This is a genomic window from Mucilaginibacter sp. SJ (genome assembly GCF_028993635.1).
GTDB lineage: Bacteria > Bacteroidota > Bacteroidia > Sphingobacteriales > Sphingobacteriaceae > Mucilaginibacter.
The window spans coordinates 4,882,360-4,898,656 of sequence record NZ_CP118631.1; the positions used below are offsets into that span (position 1 = coordinate 4,882,360).

Sequence of the window (16,297 nt, forward strand, 5' to 3'; positions counted from 1 at the left end):
AGGTGAGGCCTAACAAAACGGCCCTTCAAATTAATGGAGGGTCGTTTTATTTATACTGATAAGGATTGCTTACTTGATATGCTTTTTTACGATCTCTGAAAGTGATGTCAGATCAAATGGCTTGGCAAGGTACCCATCGGCGTTACCGGCTTTGGCAATTTCTTTGATATTGCTCACGGCCGAAATAATGATCACGGGGATGTGGCTGGTAGCCGGATTGTCTTTTATACTTTTACTTAGCTGCTGCCCGTTGGCGTCACTGCTCCAATCGGTAAGCCAGTTATCAAGCAAAATCAGGCCGGGGTTAATAGTGGTCAGGGTACGCAGGATTCGGGCATTGTCGGATTGTATTACTTCGTAACCTTCTTCCTCCAATACATACACTACGGTATCACGAATATCTTTATCGTCCTCTATAACTAAAACCTTTTTGGCCATAAACTTGATTGCTTTATACTTTATTAAAGCACCTTCTTTTTGAAGCTGCTGTGCTTAAGTACATAACAAACAAATACCCGGTATTTGTTTTAGTTATAGTATTAAATAAAAAATATATTATTTAATGAAATCTTAACCCGCAACGGTATTATAGCATGCCCTGCAGCGGGGCTCATAGCTTTCCTTTTCGCCTAATAATATTTTTGAATTATCATGTACCAGGCGGTACGAGTATTGGGCCGGGTTGCCGCATCTTACGCAAACGGCCTGCAGTTTGGTTACCGATTCGGCAATGGCCATAATGTTGGGCATTGAGCCAAATGGACGGCCTTTAAAATCCATGTCCAAGCCGGCTACAATTACGCGTACGCCGCGGTTGGCCAGTACGGTACATACCTCGGGGAGCTCATCGTCAAAAAATTGTGCTTCATCAACACCTATTACATGGGCATCACTGGCCAGCAGTAAAATAGCCGAAGCGCTATCAACCGGGGTAGAAGTTATTTTGCTGGCATTGTGCGAAATGATGGCATCCTCGCCATAACGGGTATCGGCTTTAGGGCTAAAAATCTCAACCTTAAGCTTGGCAATGCGGGCACGGTTAAGCCTCCTGATCAGCTCTTCGGTTTTGCCCGAGAACATTGATCCGCAGATAACCTCAATACTGCCGCCTACTTCGCTTTTACGCCTGAAAACCTCTTCGTGATATACCATTTATGACTTTTATAGTCGGCAAATATCAGAATTTAATCCTATTTTTGGTAAGCATTTTCCTAACATTGAGGCCATGAAGCAAATGGATGTATTTAAAAAGATAGGTGGGATTTTAAAAGAGCTTAATGATCAATATGACTACCTTGCAGCTGATCCCAGCGAACTTAACGAGCTTGAATTAGAACTTTTTGTAGCCAATGCCCATTTTTTAAAAGACCATGCCGAAATACTGCGCCGCATCAACGAGCGCGCGGCAGCTCCTGCACTGCTTGCAGAAAAAAACCAGCCGGCAGTTGAAGAACATACACCGGTAACCCTGGTATTACCTCCCGCTCCGGTGCCGGTAACGCCTCCGCCTGCAAAGGAAGAAGCTTTGCATGAGCAGCGCTTTTTTGAGCCGGTAGTACAACAGCACGTCCCTGTGCCGGTTGATAAGATAGAACTTACCAGCGATGCTGAACCACCAGCTCCGGTGCCGTTTAACCCGGTAAAAATAGAAGTGATCAACCCTGCGCCCGAAATAAAGGAAACGCCCGAACCGCAAATAAATTTCGCTGCCGAAAAAGATACAGATACTTATTCATTTCAACAGGAAATTCCTGAAGGAAGCAGCTTTGAACTAAATTTAAACGAGGCTGATACCTGGGACGACGAAGCTGACAGGTTTGAGCAGGAAGAGCTGATGGGTGAACTTCCCGAAAAGCCGGTTGAGATAGTACCCATAGCCGAACAGCCAAAGCCCGTACCGGTAACTGAGCCCGTAAAACCCGCAGCGGAGCCTGTTGTGGCTACAGCTCCTTCGGCAGATACAGGCAGCAGCCAACAGGTACTGACCTTTAATCAGAGGATCATGGCCCAAAAGGCCGAGAAGGCTAACAATGCAGCAAGCACCACTGCCGAGTTGCCGGTTACCGATCTTAAATCGGCCATAAACCTAAACGATAAGCTGCTTTATATAAAAGATTTGTTTAATGGTTACAGCCTGGCCTACAGTGAAGCTATTGAGATAGTAAACCGATTTAACACTTTTGAAGAAGCCGAACGTTTCCTGAAAACAAACTACGTAGTTAAAAACAACTGGGAAAGTAAAGCATCAACAGCCGATAAGTTTTACGCTTTGCTGAAAAGAAGGTATCCGGCGGGATGAAGTTTTTTGGTTCATGGTTGATGGTTCATAGTTCATAGCCAAAGCGACTTGAATAATATTGCTTTTGATAGCGTACCCTCGTTGTGCTTTATAAGAGGCTGTTTAAATTTAGCCGTTTTAAAAATGTAGAGATGCATCACATGCGTCTCCCGCATGCAAATTCCTGAACTTAATGACTTACAAAGCGGCTTATTCTATGGGAGACGCATGTGATGCGTCTCTACGTAAAACCTTCTCAAACAAATTTAACCGTTTTTAACTTACGGACCTTCCGACTTCCACCGACTTGCGGACTAAAAACGCTTAAATAATCCCCATCCTGTTGGAGTCGAGTTTGATAAGCACGAACAAGAGCATGGTAAAGCTTAACAGCGACGAGCCTCCATAGCTGATGAACGGTAAAGGGATCCCAATAACGGGCACTACGCCAATGGTCATACCGATATTGATCACTACGTGAAAAAATAGCACTGAAGCTACACCGTAACCGTAAATACGCGTAAAAGGCGATCGTTGCCGTTCGGCTATGAGTATTACCCGCAATATCAGGAACATGAAAAGGCTTATTACCGTTAATGAGCCTGCAAAGCCCCATTCTTCGCCGACGGTACAGAAAATAAAGTCGGTACTTTGCTCGGGTACAAATGAGTATTGGGTTTGTGTACCATGTAAATAACCTTTACCCCACATTTTTCCGGAGCCTATAGCTATTTTCGACTGGTTTACATTATAGCCTTTCCCCCTTAAATCGGTAGTGATGCCCAGGAGTATGTTAATACGCTCTGTTTGATGTTTCTTTAAAACGTGGGTATAGATAAACTTTACACTGAATATAAATGCTATAGAAATTGCAAGGCCGATGATCAGGGTTTTGATGAGCTGCCTGTTACGCTTAAACAAAAAGATAATGAAAGCAGTTATTGCAGCCAGTATCAGGATAATATACAGCGGATTGTATAATAGCGACGTAACAAAAAGGGTGATGAACAACCCCGTTATCACCAGGAAATAAGGCGAAAGCCCTTCGCGGTATAAAACAAATATCAAAGAGCAAAATACCAGTGTCGAACCGGTATCGGGCTGCAGCATGATCAGCAACATCGGGAACCCGATAATCACGGCGGCCGTTAAAAATGATTTGGGTTCGGTAACCCTGATATTAGTGCCGCTTAAATATCGCGCAAGCAACAAACAGGTTGCAAACTTGGCAAACTCCGAAGGCTGCAGCCGGAAACCGCCGCCCATGTTAATCCAGGCCTGGTTACCGCCTACGTTTCGACCTATCACCAGCACCAGTATCAATAACAGTACAATCAACACGTAAAATGCCGGGGCTAAGGCAGCAATAAATCGGCTTTCGAGCAGGAGTATCACAATACCTACGACAATGGATACGCAGATGTAAATAAACTGTTTGCCGTAATTGGTGGAGGCATCAACAATACTGGAGTGGTTGACATCAAAAACAGCAGCATGGATATTGAACCAGCCAATGGTACATAATATCAGGTACAGAAAAACTGTAAGCCAGTCTACATTAAAAAAGAAACTCCGCTGCTGATTGCTCATGACTTGCCCGGCCTCCCGCCCGTTAATGATTTAATCCAGTTCGCCGGTTTATTGTTATAAGCTGATTCGCGCCTTTCTTTTTTTATTGAATCGGCCTTGAATTTTTTTATTGAATCAGCTTTGAATTTTTTGATCGAATCAACTTTTGCCGCCCTGATACTGTCACGCCTGCGTTCTTTTTGCAGGTCTTGAGCATAAAGGCTAAGATCGGGCAGGCGATTGGCATTTGCATAATAATCAACTGTAATTCCCGATTCGCGCGGGCTTATCTTACCTTTTAAATATTTTTCAACTATGAAGCTTGCAATGGGAGCGGCCCAGTGTGCACCCTCGCCCGAGTTTTCAACTACAACAGCAATCGCTATCTTAGGATTATCGCGTGGGGCGAAAGCTACAAATACTGAGTTATCCTCGCCATGTGGATTTTGCGCGGTGCCGGTTTTACCGCACATAATAATATCAGGTATTTTTGACCGTCTGGCTGTACCGTTTTCAACCACTGCCTGCATTCCGTTAATAACAGGCTCAAAATATCCGGAATCTATCCCAACATAGTTTTTTTCAACGTATTCTTTTTTAATTACGTTTTTGGTACCGATTGCCTTGATAAGGTGGGGCTTATAGTAAAATCCGCGATTGGCAATAGTACACTCCAGGTTAGCCATTTGCAAAGGTGTTGCCAATAACTCGCCCTGGCCTATGGCCAGCGGAACGATGGTGCTTGAACGCCAGCCGCCTTTATGATAAACATTATCATAATGTAAAGGCGTTGGAACGTTACCACGGCTTTCGGCAGGCATATCCAGGTCCAGCCTTGCACCAAGGCCAAATTTCATTACATTATTTCGCCATGCGGTGAAATTGGCTTCTGTATTTTTTACCCCGTACCGGTCAACAATACGTTGAAAAACCATTGAGAAGTAGCCGTTACATGACTCGGCCACAGCCCGGGCCATATTTACCGTGCCATGTGCTTCGCCATGGTTACAGTGTACAATGCGGTTGCCTGCCCGGTAATTACCGGTACAATAAAAAGTTTCGCTGGGGTTAACGATGCCCTCCTGCAGCGCGATAAGGGCACTTAATGGTTTAAATGACGAGCCGGGAGGATATTGTGCCTGGATAGGCCTGATGAAAAACGGCTTATACGGGTTATTATACATTTTGGCAAGGTTATTACCGCGCTGACGACCCACCATGAGGTTAGGATCATAGGTGGGGCTGCTCACATAACATAAGATCTCGCCCGATGATGGCTCTATGGCCACAATACTGCCCAGCTTGTTTTGCATCAGTTTTTCACCGAGCCTTTGCAGGTCAACATCTAACGACGAGGTCAAACGTTCGCCCGAACGGGGCACGGTATCAAGCGCGCCATTGGCAAATGAGCCTTTGGGTACACCGTGCGAATCTACCATTTGTACCTGTACGCCGCGTTGACCGCGCAATACATTTTCGTAGGCCTTCTCGACGCCGGTAACACCAATATAATCGCCAAGGCGATAATAACCATTTGAGCGTTTGATATCCCTGTCGGTAACCTCACCAATAAAACCTAAAAACTGTGCCGCTACCGAATCTGGATAGGTACGTATGGTGCGGGGTACAATAGCAAAGCCCGGAAACTCAAACAGCTTTTCCTGCAATGAAGCATACAACTGAACAGAAAGCTGTTTTTCAAATACGGATGCTGTATTGGGCGATTGTTTTTTAGCCTTGATAAAGCGTTTGTCAAACCCCTCTTTGTCGATGCCTATCATTTTGCAAAACAACAGGGTATCAAAAGGTTTTACCTCCTTGGGGTTGACGGTAACATCATAAATGGGTTCGTTTTGTACAAGGATTTTGCCGTTGCGGTCAAGTATAGGCCCGCGGGCAGGGTAAAGTATAGTGGTACGCCTTACATTGCTGTTGGCGTATATGGTATAGCGGTCGTCAACTATCTGGATATAATAAAGCCTTCCCAGCAGGGCTAATATAATAGCTATAAAGATACCGGTAACAACGTAGCGGCGTTCAAAAAACTTATTCATTTACGTTCTTTCCTTCTGAAAAATAGCAGGCCCGAAATTAGAATTAAAAATACGGTAAACAATGAACTCAAAACAACACGGCTTAGTGTGTATTGTATTTCAGAAAAACTAAAAACCTCTAAATTAAGCAGGAAAAAATGGTGAAATAAAGTGAGGATCAAAACGTAGGTAAAAAACCACCTGAAACCCATGATACTTAATGTAGGTTCCGGCTCATTATCAAAGCCATCCTTTTGTACCGTGATGCTGATGAAAAGTACACGTACCAATGCCAGCACAACGCAGGCTGCTGCATGAAGCCCCGGTGTATCATAAAAAGCATCAATAGTGAGGCCTGTCAGGAACGAGAGTACAAACAACAGCAGATTAGGTACTTCAAAGGGAAGCAACAAAATGAAAAGGATATAGAAATACGGGGTGGCAAGATTATAAAACGTTATGTTTTTTAACAGGAAAACCTGCATAAAAACCAAAACCATAAACCTAACAAGGTTAACAAGGATAGTCCTACTCATTTTTGTTTTGTACGGCCTCCAGTCCCGTTTGTTCACCTGCAAATTTGTTATTTACCACGTAAACGTATTGAAGCTTTGTAAAATCAACAGCTAAGGCTACCTCAACGTTGATGAGTAAACCGCCGCCTTTGGCATGCAGGTTAGTAATTTTGCCAAACGGTATGCCGGTAGGGAAAAGCGAATAACCGGAGGTAACCACCGTGTCGCCAATTTTGGGCTGAGCGTTATTCTGGATATCTATCAATACACCCCTGTGCGGATCAATATCATTGCCCCATACAAACGAACCTATATCTTTAGTGCCTGCAAGCATAGCGCTAAACCGCGTGTTTTTATGTAAAACCGATTGAATAATAGCTAAATGCTCGGTTACGGCAATAACCTGGCCCACAACGCCTGCCCCGGTTATTACACCCATATCTTTTTGGATCCCGTCCCTGCTGCCCCGGTCAATAGTAATATAGTTGCTGCGTTTATTGAACGAATTATTGATTACTTTGGCTACGATATAAGTATACTGTTGTTTGTAAACAGTGTCATTAACCTTGTGCTTTTCAACACTATCAACATACATAGAAGCTTTGAGCTGGCCGCGGAGTTTGGCATTTTCGCGGGCAAGGCTGTCGTTGGTTTCTTTTAATGACAGATATTCTTTTAAGGCGTCAACCTGGCTGTACAGCGTACCGGTTACCTTATTAGTTGAGTTAATAAAAGATGCTTTTTGAAACGAGTTGTATTTAATATAAATAAGCAGCGAGCTAATCTCAAAAATCAGGAATAAAAAAAACGCGTTATACTTAGTTATAAATATCCAAAGGTTACGCATTGCTTAGATTAGATTTGAGATATGAGACGTGAGATATGAGATCAGAAAAACATCGATAGCCGGTGCCTTACATCTCATATCTAAAATCTCACATCTAAATTACTGCATTAAAAATTTAAAGTTGCCAATGTTTTTAAGGGCAGTGCCGGTTCCGCGTACTACGGCGCGAAGAGGGTCTTCGGCAACGTGAACGGGTAGTTTGGTTTTGGCAGCCACACGCTTATCCAAACCGCGCAACAAGGCACCGCCACCGGTTAAGTAGATCCCGGTTTGATAAATATCGGCCGAAAGCTCGGGAGGGGTAATTTCCAACGCTTTTAATATCGCTTCCTCAATTTTTGAAATTGATTTATCCAAACAATGCGCAATCTCGGTATATGATACCATGATTTGTTTTGGCACACCCGTCATGAGGTCACGGCCTTGTACGGCAAAATCACCCGGTGGCTCGCTTAGTTCAGGAAGCGCGGCGCCAACCTCAATTTTAATTTTTTCGGCAGTACGGTCACCAATCATGATGTTATGCTGGCGACGGATATATTGAACAATGTCCGAATCAAAGTTATCTCCTGCTACGCGGATCGATTGGTCGCACACGATACCTGATAAAGCGATAACGGCAATTTCAGTAGTACCACCACCAATATCGATGATCATGTTGCCCATAGGTTCTTCCACGTCGATACCGATACCTACAGCAGCCGCCATTGGCTCGTGGATGAGGTAAACCTCTTTGGCGCCGGCAATCTCGGCCGAGTCGCGCACCGCACGTTTCTCAACCTCGGTAATACCCGAAGGGATACAGATCACCATACGCAGCGATGGAAAGAACCATCCTTTGCCCTGGTTAATCATTTTGATCATACCGCGGATCATGTGCTCGGCGGCGTTAAAGTCGGCAATTACGCCATCCTTAAGCGGGCGCACAGTGCGGATATTATCGTGCGTTTTACCTTCCATTTGCATGGCCTGGCGCCCGATAGCGATCACTTTATTGGTTGTCCTGTCAAACGCCACGATCGAGGGTTCGTCAACAACAACTTTATCGTTATGTATAATGAGGGTATTTGCTGTACCTAAATCGATAGCAATTTCTTGTGTAAAAAAGTTAAATAAACCCATCTGGTATTTCTTTCAGTATGTTATGCAAAGTTTATAAAAATACGCTTAAAAAGTTCAGCATTTTGCAAACTAAAGCGTTAAAAAATCACATTTATTGTGTTGGGTTCAGGAGAATGGTTGATTAAGTTAGATTAGGTTGATTAAGTTTTGTGTTGATTGATTAAATTAATTAAAACCCCTTCCGCAAACCAACCACTATCCTAATCAACTTAATCAACCACTCACCAAACTCAATTAAACCAACTCAAAATTAATGTTTAAAGTGGCGTACGCCGGTAGTAACCATAGCCAGGCCTTTTTCATTGCACATGGCAACTGAAAGCTTGTCGTTAATTGATCCGCCTGGTTGTAAAATGGCAGTGATGCCTGCTTCGGCAGCCAGTTCGGCACAATCAGGGAAAGGGAAAAATGCATCAGAGGCCATTACCGCACCGTTCAGGTCGAAGCCAAAGCTTTGTGCTTTGATCACCGCTTGCCTAAGTGCGTCAACCCTTGAGGTTTGACCCACACCGCTTGCCATTAGCTGGTTATTTTTAGCAAACACAATGGTGTTTGATTTGGTATGTTTTACAATTTTGTTAGCGAAGAACAGGTCTTTCAATTCAGCTTCAGTCGGCGCTTTTTCAGTAACGGTAGTCATTTGGGCCGGACCTTCAATAACCGCGTCTTTATCCTGCTCAATTACACCATTCAATAAAGTTTTGAAATGCTTAACAGGCAACTCAACCGGCTGGCGAACCAACAGGATGCGGTTCTTCTTGCCTGATAGGATCTGTACGGCTTCATCAGTGAAAGCAGGAGCGATCAGTACTTCATAAAATATCTTGTCGATTTCAGTAGCTGTTTCAGCATCGATTTCGGCATTGGCAATAATTACACCGCCAAAGGCCGAAACAGGGTCGCAGGCCAATGCGTCTATCCATGCTTCTTTGATAAATGAACGCGAAGCTACACCGCAGGCATTGGTATGCTTAAGGATAGCGATAGTAGGCTCGGTAAACTCATCAATAATAGCAACGGCAGCATCAACATCAACCAGGTTGTTGTATGAAAGCTCTTTGCCGTTGAGTTTGTTGAACATGGCATCAAGGTTACCATAAAAAGTTCCTTTTTGGTGAGGGTTTTCGCCGTAACGTAAAACCTGGCTGGTTTGGATACTTTGTTTAAATACCGGGAGTGGTTCAGCCTCGTTAAAGTAGTTAAAAATATGTGTATCGTAGTTTGACGATATGTTGAATGCTTTTTGAGCGAATGAACGGCGCTGATCAATTGTGGTAGTACCATCCTGTGTTTTCAGGATATTTTCCAGGCCTGCGTAGTCATCTTTTGAAGCTACGATCACTACATCTTTAAAGTTTTTTGCAGCCGCGCGAATCAAAGAAATACCACCGATATCGATCTTTTCGATCACATCTTCGGCACCGGCGCCTGATTGTACAGTTTCTTCAAACGGGTACAGGTCAACAATTACCAAATCAATTTCAGGAATTTCATATTGCTCTAATTGCTGTTTATCTCCATCAAAGCTCCTTCGGGCCAAAATACCACCGAAAACCTTAGGGTGCAGGGTTTTAACACGGCCACCCAGTATTGAAGGGTATGAAGTAAGGTCTTCAACCGGGATCACATTTACACCTAAATTGCGGATAAAAGTTTCGGTACCTCCGGTTGAATAGATATTTACACCAAGGCGGTTTAACTCATGAATGATGGGCTCTAAGTTATCTTTGTAATAAACAGAAATTAAAGCATTTTTTATTTGAACTGACTGGCTCATGTACACGCTGTTTTTTGAGCCGCAAAGGTAGTGATATTTAGTTAATTGGAGGTTAGTTAATTAGAGATAAGTTATTAGCATAAGGATCGATATTTATCCACATCAAAATTTTATAGCGGACGATATTTAAAATGTATTGCTGTACGTTCAATAGGCTAATTGTTGAGGTATTCATAAATAATTGGTAACTTAGTGTATGACTACGGTGATCATTCAATCAAATTCGGAAAAAAAGACCCGCTTGTTGATGCAGCTTGCTGAAGAGCTTGGTCTTTCTGCGCAAACACAAGAAGTTAAGGATTTGAACACAATTGACGTTGCGAGGGGGATTGGAAGAAAAGCAACAGACGAAGAGCTGATTAATTATTTAAATAAAGATCTTGATGAAGAAGCTATTCCGTTAGATAAAGCTTTTTCTAAGTATACTCAATAAGCCCATCCTGTATTTTGAACGTTACTATTAAGCCTAAGGCCTTAAAGGTTATTGATGCGATTGTTGATTTTGTAGAATCGAAAAATACACCGGGAAGCGGTGCAAGATATGCTTTGAAATTCAAGACAGCTATCAAAAGATTAGCTATACCCGGAGTACAGCATTCCATTTGTAACCATGAGGTTTTAGCCGCGTTCAAATATTCTTGCAGTCATTTCAATGACTGGGTTATAGCCTTTAAAATTGTTGATGGTGAATTGACTGTTTACGAAATTATACACGGGTCATTGTTGTTTTAATAACCCATAAAAGAACTTAGGTAACCCCCTAATCACTAAACAACTCAGCTTTTCATCTTTTTCAACAGCGCCTCAACAACTTTCGGGAAATGATTATGCTCTAACTGCTGGCCTTTAAATTTTACGATCTCAAGCGTATCGCCCGGTTCAATTTTAAATTTCGACTGGTGGATGATCTCGCCTTCGTCAAAGTTTTCGTTAACGAAGTGGATGGTGATGCCGCTTTCTTCTTCTTTGTCTTCTAATATTTTTCGGTGTACATTATCACCGTACATGCCTTTGCCACCATATTTGGGTAACAGGGCAGGATGCAGGTTAATGATCTTATTGGGGAATGCTTTTAACAGTGATTGTGGCACAAGCCATAAAAAACCGGCAAGTACAATCAGATCAACCTGTAAGTTTTTTAGCAGGCGGATAACACCGTCGGTTTCATAAAACTCATGGCGACTGAAAATATGCGAGGGTACCTCAAAGTTATCGGCACGCTGCAAAACGTAAGCTTGCGGGTTATTGGTAAGTATCAGCACAACTTCGGCATCGGCATTGCGTTTAAAATGCTCCATTAACTTTTGGGCGTTTGAGCCGGAACCTGAAGCGAAAATGGCAATTCTTTTTTTCATCGATAATATCTCTTTCAACGAAGATGAAGCTACAATAGTTTCATCGGGGCTGACTGTTTACTTGGCATTGAAACTATTATAACAAAACCATTTTTACAACTTGAAAACATTTTATGCTATTGGGTTGAGCTTATTTTTTGTCTGATAAAGCCATATCGCATAACACGTCTTTTTTTTGTTGCCGAATAATTGGGTTCAACATCTCCTGTTTCCAAGACTAACGAATAGTTTCCTAATGTAACTATTTTAGCGTTTGCAAATGGCTTTGAAGTACCTCCTGATGATTTGGTAGTATCATTACAAACCATATCCGAAGTTAAAAATAACTTATTTGCTGTAAGCGACCAGCGGCCTGTTGTTGTATCAGAATTGCATTGGAAATTGACATAAGAGCAACTGTTATCGCTGTTGAAAATAAAATATTGAGTTATTGTGCATGTAGTGTCAAGCACATCGGTAGATATTTTAGAATCACCTACGTAATTATACACTTCTATTGAAGCAATTTGCCACTTCCCAGCCAATAACCCAGGTATGTGGCTTAAGTTATCTTTCTTGCATGAATTAACAATCAGCGCAATGCTTATTAAAAACAGGAAAAACAACAGCGGAGTTCTTTTCATTTATTAAAGGCAAAATTATAAAATATGGTTGATTACCTTGCATCAGCATACTGTAATAAACGCTATAAATTAAATTTATTTCAAAACCTATGCGCGTTCCATACCAAAAACTTGAAGCCGAATTTGAAAGGGTACTATTAAGTATTGATCTGCCGCTTGAAAAAGCCCGGCAATGCGCCGCCATTTTTGCCGCCAACAGCAGGGATGGTGTTTACAGTCATGGCCTTAACCGGTTTCCTGCTTTTGTACAAACTGTAAAGGAAGGCTTGTTTAAACCGGATGCGGAGGCTGTAATGGTAAACAATCTGGGTGCAATTGAGCAATGGAACGGTAATTTTGGTCTTGGTATGTTAAACGCAAACAAGTGCATGAGCCGGGCTATTGAACTGGCCGGTGAGTACGGCATCGGCTGTGTTGCTATCAAAAATACCAATCACTGGATGCGTGGCGGTACTTATGGCTTGCAGGCGGCTGATGCCGGATTTATAGGCATTTGTTTTACAAATACCATTGCTAACCTGCCGCCCTGGGGCGGGCTCGACCCGCGGCTTGGTAATAATCCCCTGGTTATTGCGGTGCCGCGTAAGGGCGGACATGTCTTATTGGACATGGCTATTTCGCAATATTCGGTAGGTAAGCTGATGGAGAGCAAATCGAAAAATAAACCTTTGCCATTGCCCGGCGGCTATGATCATGAAGGGAATTTAAGTACTGATGCCGATGCCATTTTGCAGTCAAAACGGATGTTGCCTATTGGTTTTTGGAAAGGGTCGGGTTTATCGCTGATGCTTGATCTGTTGGCTACACTACTAAGTGGTGGAGAATCTACCTCAAAAATCAGCGAACACGAAAAGGAGTGGGGCGTATCGCAAGTGTTTATCTGCCTGAAAACAGACACTGAGCAAAATGAGCGTTTGATAAATGAGATCCTGGACTACACCAAAAGCAGCAATCCTGTTGATGGCGAGCAGGTTTCTTATCCGGGCGAAAATATGCTTAAAACAAGAGAGCTGAATTTACGGGATGGGATACCTGTTAATGAGGAGATCTGGGAAAGGGTATTGAATATGTGAGCCGATGGATTGACTACTGACAAATTTACCCTACCATCATTCCCTCAAATTTTTCCCAAAAGCCATCGCGCGGTACGGGAGCGATAATAGCAACCGGTTCGTTTTTTACCGGGTGTACAAACGTAAGCTTGCGTGCATGCAGGCAAATGCTTTTGCGCAGGCTGCCGCGGGGATAGCCATATTTATTATCGCCTACGATGGGGCAGCCGAGGGTTGAAAGCTGTACCCTGATCTGGTGCGGGCGACCGGTTATCGGGTCTACCTCAATTAAATAATACCCGTTTAGCTCGCCCACCAATTTATAGCTTAGCTCCGAGCGTAAACTGCCCTGTACTTCGCGGTCATGGGCTTTGGTTACATTTTTCTGTGAGTTTTTTACCAGCCAGTGTACCAGGGTACCTTCTTCGGGGAATGGTTTTTTGCGCACTACTGCATAATAGGTTTTATGCATTTCGCGGGCTTTAAACATTTTGTTGATGCGGTCGAGCGCTTTACTGGTTTTGGCAAACAGGATCACGCCGCTTACCGGTCTGTCCAGCCGGTGCACTACGCCTAAAAATGCGCCGTTAGGCTTGCTGTATTTTTTGGCGATGTATTTTTTTACTTTTTCGTCCAAGGGCTCATCACCGGTTTCATCAACCTGTACAATGTCTCCCGCGCGTTTATTTATGGCAATAAGGTGGTTGTCCTCATAAAGAACATCCTTATCAGTAATATCTGCATTGCTATAATTAAATTCAGGACGGGCCATTGTTTAGTTCATGGTTCATGGTTAATAGTTCATAGTTAAGCAGCATTTAGCCATGATCTATGAACCATCAACTATAAGCTAATTAATATTGTTCCTTCTCGTTAGGGAAACTGTTACTTTTTACGTCGGTATTGTAATTTTTGATCGCGTCGTGCATGATATCATACAGGTTGGAATACTGGCGTAAAAAGCGGGGTTTAAAGCCTTTGTTAATCCCCAGCATATCATGGATCACCAGTACCTGGCCGTCGCAATGCTGACCGGCGCCGATACCTATTGTAGGGATTTGCAGACTTTCAGATACCTCCTGCGCCAGTTTGGCCGGGATTTTTTCCAATACAATACCAAAGCAGCCAAGCTCCTGTAGTTTAAGGGCATCCTCGCGCAGCTTTTGCGCTTCGGCTTCATGTTTGGCGCGTACAGTGTATGTTCCAAACTTGTATATGGATTGCGGTGTAAGGCCAAGGTGCCCCATTACCGGGATGCCGGCGGTTAAAATCCGGCTAACTGATTCGGCTATTTCAACACCGCCTTCAATTTTAACGGCGTGTGCCCCGGCTTCCTTCATAATGCGGATGGCTGAGTTCAGCGCTTCCTTTGAGTTGCCCTGGTATGATCCAAAAGGCAGATCGACAACCACCAATGCACGTTTAGCCGCACGTACCACAGATGATGCATGATAGATCATCTGGTCGAGCGTTATAGGCAGCGTAGTTTCGTGACCCGCCATCACATTGGAGGCCGAATCACCAACAAGGATGATATCAGTCCCGGCATCGTCGACTATGGTAGCCATCGAATAGTCATATGCGGTAAGCATAGAGATCTTTTCGCCACGAACCTTCATCTCCTGGATGGTATTGGTGGTGATACGCTTTATTTCTTTATTTACAGACATTGATAAATGTGTTATCGCAGTGCAAAGGTAAGCATGATTTCGGATTTCGGAATTTTGATTTCGAAGGTGATTTTTGGATTTCGAATTTCGGAATTTCGATTTCGGATTTTTCTGTTTTTGATTTGTTATTTTGATTGGCAGGGAGCGTATTCATTACTAATAAATCCGAAATCCCACATTCGAAATCCGAAATCAAAATAAATCCGAAATCTCACATCCGAAATCCGAAATTATTTTCTACTTTTGCGCCGTGAATCCGGAAGTTCCTTACTTCAATATTTCTATCAGTTTTCACGGGGCTTTGAACCAGGCGATCCGATCATTTAACCCTTTCAATTTTTTTAAGCGATGAATTATTTCACCAAATTACCGGCTATATTGCTGCTTGCCGACGGCACCGTTTTTTACGGTAAAGCCGCGGGCAAAATGGGGACTACCACCGGCGAGATTTGTTTTAATACCGGCATGACCGGCTACCAGGAAATTTTTACCGACCCTTCATACTTTGGGCAAATTATGGTAACCACCAATGCGCACATTGGTAACTACGGTATTGCTAATGAAGAAGTGGAATCGGGCAGGATCCAGATTGCCGGCCTGGTTTGTAAAAATTATAACATCGCCTACAGCCGTAAACAGGCTAATGAATCGATACAGGATTATTTCCAGGAGCAAAACATTGTAGGGATCTCTGATATCGATACCCGTAAGCTTGTTCGTCACATTCGTGATAAAGGCGCTATGAACGCCATTATTTCATCAGAAATATTAGACCTGGATGAACTGAAAGCAAAGCTTGACCTGGTGCCTTCGATGGATGGCCTGGAGCTTTCATCGCAGGTATCAACTACCGAAACCTATACTTTTGGCAGCGAAGATGCTCCTTACCGTGTAGCGGTGCTTGACCTTGGTGTAAAGAAAAATATCCTTCGCAATTTTGATTCGCGCGAGGTTTATGCCAAAGTATTCCCTGCTAAAACAACCTATGCCGAAATGGAAAAAGATTTTGGCCCAACAGGTTACTTTATATCAAACGGCCCCGGCGATCCATCAGCGATGCCTTACGCCGTAGAAACAGTTAAAGAAATTTTAGCTGCTGACAAGCCAATGTTCGGGATTTGTTTAGGTCACCAGTTGCTGGCTTTGGCTAACGATATCCCAACCCAAAAAATGTTTAACGGTCACCGTGGTTTAAACCACCCGGTAAAAAATATCATCATTAACCATTGTGAGGTTACTTCACAAAATCATGGTTTTGGAGTAGTGCCGGAAGCTGTACGTGCTTCGGATAAAGTGGAGATCACCCACGTTAACCTGAACGACCAATCCATAGAAGGCATTCGTGTAAAAGGCAAAAAAGCTTTCTCGGTACAATATCACCCTGAATCGTCACCTGGTCCACACGATTCAAGGTATTTGTTTGATGACTTTATCAAATTGATGAAATAAATTGCAG

Annotated in this window: 17 protein-coding genes; 5 read left to right on the forward strand and 12 right to left on the reverse strand. The window is 43.2% G+C overall.

Going from position 1 to position 16,297, the window contains the following annotated elements; all coding sequences use genetic code 11:
• Positions 1 to 69: 69 nt before the first annotated feature.
• Positions 70 to 438 carry a response regulator gene (locus tag MusilaSJ_RS20255; protein ID WP_274986651.1) on the reverse strand — a complete coding sequence of 123 codons (369 nt, stop codon included), beginning with the start codon at positions 436 to 438 and terminating at the stop codon, positions 70 to 72.
• Between the two features lie 132 nt (positions 439 to 570).
• Positions 571 to 1,152, reverse strand: coding sequence for a thymidine kinase (locus tag MusilaSJ_RS20260; RefSeq protein ID WP_090528965.1), 582 nt, complete (start codon positions 1,150 to 1,152; stop codon positions 571 to 573).
• A gap of 73 nt (positions 1,153 to 1,225) precedes the next feature.
• Between MusilaSJ_RS20260 and MusilaSJ_RS20265 the strand changes: the two genes are divergently transcribed.
• Positions 1,226 to 2,299, forward strand: a complete 1,074-nt coding sequence (locus MusilaSJ_RS20265) for a DUF8457 domain-containing protein (protein ID WP_274986652.1) — start codon at positions 1,226 to 1,228, stop codon at positions 2,297 to 2,299.
• Positions 2,300 to 2,602: 303 nt separating this feature from the next.
• Here MusilaSJ_RS20265 and rodA read toward each other — a convergent pair whose 3' ends face one another.
• The 6 genes from rodA to purH form a co-directional block, all read right to left on the reverse strand.
• Complete coding sequence (gene rodA, locus MusilaSJ_RS20270; RefSeq protein ID WP_274986653.1) at positions 2,603 to 3,868, reverse strand: rod shape-determining protein RodA; 1,266 nt, start codon at positions 3,866 to 3,868, stop codon at positions 2,603 to 2,605.
• Entirely contained in the window at positions 3,865 to 5,901 is a 2,037-nt protein-coding gene (gene mrdA, locus MusilaSJ_RS20275) for a penicillin-binding protein 2 (RefSeq protein WP_274986654.1), read from the reverse strand. Before mrdA ends, rodA begins: the two co-directional genes overlap by 4 nt.
• On the reverse strand, positions 5,898 to 6,416 hold the full coding sequence (locus tag MusilaSJ_RS20280) for a rod shape-determining protein MreD (protein WP_274986655.1): 519 nt from the start codon (positions 6,414 to 6,416) through the stop codon (positions 5,898 to 5,900). Before MusilaSJ_RS20280 ends, mrdA begins: the two co-directional genes overlap by 4 nt.
• Positions 6,409 to 7,242, reverse strand: coding sequence for a rod shape-determining protein MreC (gene mreC, locus MusilaSJ_RS20285; RefSeq protein ID WP_274986656.1), 834 nt, complete (start codon positions 7,240 to 7,242; stop codon positions 6,409 to 6,411). The genes MusilaSJ_RS20280 and mreC overlap by 8 nt, the downstream gene beginning before the upstream one ends.
• A 99-nt stretch (positions 7,243 to 7,341) precedes the next feature.
• The gene (locus MusilaSJ_RS20290) at positions 7,342 to 8,364 is read right to left on the reverse strand and encodes a rod shape-determining protein (RefSeq protein ID WP_090528947.1); all 1,023 of its coding nucleotides are present in this window, start codon (positions 8,362 to 8,364) and stop codon (positions 7,342 to 7,344) included.
• A gap of 250 nt (positions 8,365 to 8,614) precedes the next feature.
• Positions 8,615 to 10,141, reverse strand: coding sequence for a bifunctional phosphoribosylaminoimidazolecarboxamide formyltransferase/IMP cyclohydrolase (gene purH / locus MusilaSJ_RS20295; protein WP_274986657.1), 1,527 nt, complete (start codon positions 10,139 to 10,141; stop codon positions 8,615 to 8,617).
• Between the two features lie 196 nt (positions 10,142 to 10,337).
• Between purH and MusilaSJ_RS20300 the strand changes: the two genes are divergently transcribed.
• A complete protein-coding gene (locus MusilaSJ_RS20300; protein WP_090528942.1) occupies positions 10,338 to 10,574 on the forward strand; it encodes a hypothetical protein in 237 nt (78 codons plus the stop codon).
• A gap of 14 nt (positions 10,575 to 10,588) precedes the next feature.
• Complete coding sequence (locus tag MusilaSJ_RS20305) at positions 10,589 to 10,873, forward strand: type II toxin-antitoxin system RelE/ParE family toxin (RefSeq protein ID WP_274986658.1); 285 nt, start codon at positions 10,589 to 10,591, stop codon at positions 10,871 to 10,873.
• 44 nt (positions 10,874 to 10,917) lie between these two features.
• Here the strand turns inward: MusilaSJ_RS20305 and purN are convergent, their stop codons facing one another.
• Together purN and MusilaSJ_RS20315 are read right to left on the reverse strand one after the other, a co-directional pair.
• A complete protein-coding gene (gene purN, locus MusilaSJ_RS20310; RefSeq protein WP_090528933.1) occupies positions 10,918 to 11,496 on the reverse strand; it encodes a phosphoribosylglycinamide formyltransferase in 579 nt (192 codons plus the stop codon).
• 116 nt (positions 11,497 to 11,612) lie between these two features.
• Entirely contained in the window at positions 11,613 to 12,119 is a 507-nt protein-coding gene (locus MusilaSJ_RS20315) for a lipocalin family protein (protein ID WP_274986659.1), read from the reverse strand.
• A gap of 89 nt (positions 12,120 to 12,208) precedes the next feature.
• On the opposite strand from MusilaSJ_RS20315, the gene yiaK reads away from it, so the two are divergent.
• A complete protein-coding gene (yiaK, locus tag MusilaSJ_RS20320) occupies positions 12,209 to 13,192 on the forward strand; it encodes a 3-dehydro-L-gulonate 2-dehydrogenase (protein WP_274986660.1) in 984 nt (327 codons plus the stop codon).
• A 25-nt stretch (positions 13,193 to 13,217) separates the two neighbouring features.
• Here the strand turns inward: yiaK and MusilaSJ_RS20325 are convergent, their stop codons facing one another.
• Positions 13,218 to 13,943, reverse strand: a complete 726-nt coding sequence (locus tag MusilaSJ_RS20325) for an RluA family pseudouridine synthase (protein ID WP_274986661.1) — start codon at positions 13,941 to 13,943, stop codon at positions 13,218 to 13,220.
• 82 nt (positions 13,944 to 14,025) lie between these two features.
• Positions 14,026 to 14,841 (reverse strand): 3-methyl-2-oxobutanoate hydroxymethyltransferase, encoded by an 816-nt coding sequence (gene panB, locus MusilaSJ_RS20330; protein WP_090528921.1) that lies wholly within the window; start codon positions 14,839 to 14,841, stop codon positions 14,026 to 14,028.
• 348 nt (positions 14,842 to 15,189) lie between these two features.
• On the opposite strand from panB, the gene carA reads away from it, so the two are divergent.
• Complete coding sequence (gene carA, locus MusilaSJ_RS20335) at positions 15,190 to 16,290, forward strand: glutamine-hydrolyzing carbamoyl-phosphate synthase small subunit (RefSeq protein ID WP_274986662.1); 1,101 nt, start codon at positions 15,190 to 15,192, stop codon at positions 16,288 to 16,290.
• Positions 16,291 to 16,297: the final 7 nt, after the last annotated feature.

Excerpts from the sequence above, each read along its gene's own strand:
- purN (WP_090528933.1), bottom strand. The coding sequence starts at position 11,496 with ATGAAAAAAAGAATTGCCATTTTCGCTTCAGGTTCCGGCTCAAACGCC.
- MusilaSJ_RS20325 (WP_274986661.1), bottom strand. The coding sequence starts at position 13,943 with ATGGCCCGTCCTGAATTTAATTATAGCAATGCAGATATTACTGATAAG.
- carA (WP_274986662.1), top strand. The coding sequence starts at position 15,190 with ATGAATTATTTCACCAAATTACCGGCTATATTGCTGCTTGCCGACGGC.
- MusilaSJ_RS20280 (WP_274986655.1), bottom strand. The coding sequence starts at position 6,416 with ATGAGTAGGACTATCCTTGTTAACCTTGTTAGGTTTATGGTTTTGGTT.
- rodA (WP_274986653.1), bottom strand. The coding sequence starts at position 3,868 with ATGAGCAATCAGCAGCGGAGTTTCTTTTTTAATGTAGACTGGCTTACA.
- MusilaSJ_RS20300 (WP_090528942.1), top strand. The coding sequence starts at position 10,338 with ATGACTACGGTGATCATTCAATCAAATTCGGAAAAAAAGACCCGCTTG.
- MusilaSJ_RS20260 (WP_090528965.1), bottom strand. The coding sequence starts at position 1,152 with ATGGTATATCACGAAGAGGTTTTCAGGCGTAAAAGCGAAGTAGGCGGC.
- purH (WP_274986657.1), bottom strand. The coding sequence starts at position 10,141 with ATGAGCCAGTCAGTTCAAATAAAAAATGCTTTAATTTCTGTTTATTAC.
- MusilaSJ_RS20265 (WP_274986652.1), top strand. The coding sequence starts at position 1,226 with ATGAAGCAAATGGATGTATTTAAAAAGATAGGTGGGATTTTAAAAGAG.
- MusilaSJ_RS20315 (WP_274986659.1), bottom strand. The coding sequence starts at position 12,119 with ATGAAAAGAACTCCGCTGTTGTTTTTCCTGTTTTTAATAAGCATTGCG.
- yiaK (WP_274986660.1), top strand. The coding sequence starts at position 12,209 with ATGCGCGTTCCATACCAAAAACTTGAAGCCGAATTTGAAAGGGTACTA.
- panB (WP_090528921.1), bottom strand. The coding sequence starts at position 14,841 with ATGTCTGTAAATAAAGAAATAAAGCGTATCACCACCAATACCATCCAG.
- mreC (WP_274986656.1), bottom strand. The coding sequence starts at position 7,242 with ATGCGTAACCTTTGGATATTTATAACTAAGTATAACGCGTTTTTTTTA.
- MusilaSJ_RS20255 (WP_274986651.1), bottom strand. The coding sequence starts at position 438 with ATGGCCAAAAAGGTTTTAGTTATAGAGGACGATAAAGATATTCGTGAT.
- mrdA (WP_274986654.1), bottom strand. The coding sequence starts at position 5,901 with ATGAATAAGTTTTTTGAACGCCGCTACGTTGTTACCGGTATCTTTATA.
- MusilaSJ_RS20290 (WP_090528947.1), bottom strand. The coding sequence starts at position 8,364 with ATGGGTTTATTTAACTTTTTTACACAAGAAATTGCTATCGATTTAGGT.